The 2,069-nt window shown below is 68.4% G+C and carries 3 protein-coding genes; 1 reads left to right on the forward strand and 2 read right to left on the reverse strand.

The features are described from left to right. On the forward strand, nucleotides 1-182 hold a 182-nt coding region (locus VFW69_RS06260), incomplete at its 5' end, for a hypothetical protein (protein WP_526499248.1). 234 nt (nucleotides 183-416) lie between these two features. Here the strand turns inward: VFW69_RS06260 and VFW69_RS06265 are convergent. Then, a complete protein-coding gene (locus VFW69_RS06265) occupies nucleotides 417-1,877 on the reverse strand; it encodes a hypothetical protein (protein ID WP_526499250.1) in 1,461 nt (486 codons plus the stop codon). After that, on the reverse strand, nucleotides 1,874-2,069 hold a 196-nt coding region (locus tag VFW69_RS06270; RefSeq protein ID WP_526499252.1), incomplete at its 5' end, for a hypothetical protein. The genes VFW69_RS06270 and VFW69_RS06265, both read right to left, overlap by 4 nt.

Here is a 2,069-nt window from a genome sequence, read left to right on the forward strand (position 1 = left end):
CCACCGCCAACGGCACCGCAGCCACCGCACGCGCCACCGCAGCCCTCGGATCCCTGTGGCGCCCAATCCGCACCCTCACCCCAGCACAACTCGCCACCCACCGCGACGCCCTCCTCCACACCGCGATGGCCGGCTGCGCACCGACCGACACCCCGCCCAAGCCGACGGCCCCACCAACCTGACGCCTCGACACGGTTCAGTTCGCAGTCTTTCGATATTTGCCGCGGCGGCCGGTAAGCCGATCACGTCGGCAGCAGCATCTCCGCCGACGACCAATGGCTGACTTTGTTCTGCTCGTTTCGAACGGCGTCGTGTATCTCAACTTACGCGCGGGCGTTCGCGCATCGGCACGGACCAAACAACCAGGTGTTGAGCTGCGTGCCAACGGGCACGACGCTTCCCGACACGTCCGGCAGCTAAAGGTCGTGGGTCAGGATGTCGCTGGCTCGCCGGGCGATCTCGGCGCCGTAGTCGGTCCAGACGCCGCCGCCCCAGTAGCGGTAGCAGCTGGTCTCTGCGGTGAGCAGGTGGTAGAGGGCCTTTCGGTAACGCGCGTCGTTGGTGTCGACGCCGGTCCGCTGGACGCGCTCGTGGAACAGAGCGCTCGCCCGCTCCATTGGGTTTAGCACGTCGTCGTATCCCCGAACCCAGGAGATGTTGTTCGTCCAGCTGCCGCCTTCGACGTGGAAGCGGCCGTCCTCACCGGCCAGCTCGGCGGTGACGGCGGTGAGGCGGTCAGGCCCGTCCCCGGGACTCATCCGCTCCCAGATGCGGTGCTGCAGCAGCGGCTGGATGACCGGCAGGTCCTCGACATCGACGCCGGTCCCGTGCAGCTGCTCCAGGTACTCGGTGACGTTCATCATCGAGGTGGCCGTCCCCGAGCACGCCCGCACCACCTCCTCGTACTTGGCCGGGAACTCATTCATCATGACCCCGCCGTTCTCGCCGTCGGCGATCTGTGTGACCAGTGGCGGGACGCTGTGGCCGGCGAGGTCCTGGCGTGAGAGCCCCTTCGCCTCGTAGTAGGGCTGCATCTGTCCGACCAGCTTGGTGTCGCTGCCTTGGGTCTTCACGACCGCAACGATGCTGGCCGTCTCGCCGGTCGAGCTGGTGCATACCAGCCGGTGCGGGACGTGCGGGCGATCCACTCCGCCGCCGTCCAGCCTCTCGACCGTGTGCTCTTGTACCAACACCCACTCGTAGCCACAGTCGAGCAGGGTGCGCACGAACGCGTGCGCGACGTCGGGATGGTTCGGCAACGCCATCTCCGCCGGCGAGAAACCCCGCACACGGCCCAGCGCGCCCATTCCGAACAGCGCCGCGAAGTGGTGTTGCCAGGCCCGGACATGCAGGCGGTAGTCCTGGACCGGGGTGGACGGGGCGACGGCGTGCCCCCACGAGCACCCAAGCCACTCGACGGCGTCTGTGTAGCGCCGGTCGCAGGTGATTCGCCGTAGCGCGTCGATCACCTCGCTCGCGCCGATCTGGCGCAACCCGTGCAGCAGCGTGCCTGAGTACTCCAGCATCACCCGCGGTTGGCGCCCCTCATCCGCAAGCCGCGGCACGATCTCGCCCATCCGCCGGTAGCAGCGCAGGAACACCGGCGCGTTATGGTTGTCGCCGACGCCCTGATGGTCCAGCATGTACTGCAGGTTGCTGATCACCCGGGCGGTTCGCAGCTCAGGCCCGCCGGCCGGAATCAACGGTTGGTGCATGTGCAGCGCGACCGCGAACGCGCTCGCTACCCCATCGAAGCAGCTTCCCTGCGTGTGCAAGACCGGTTGCCCCCGACCGGCCGCGATCGCCGCCTCCACCCGGGATTCGCTGCCGCTCAGATTCGGCAGGCCGTCGATCTGCTCGGCTAGCTGATCCATCACAACCGCCACCTCTCACCCCAGCGTGCGCCCGCCCACGCACGCCGGCTACTGATCCTGAGCCACGTCGGGGGCAATCCCGCAGAAGACACCATCGGAGAAACGCCTCCGGCGACCACACCGCCGGCCATCGCTCGCCCGCCGATCGCGCCGCCTGACGGTCGCCGGTCGCCGGTCGCCGGTCGCCGGTCGCCG

The sequence above is a fragment of the Mycobacterium sp. genome (assembly GCF_036273375.1).
In the GTDB taxonomy this organism is placed as follows: domain Bacteria; phylum Actinomycetota; class Actinomycetes; order Mycobacteriales; family Mycobacteriaceae; genus Mycobacterium.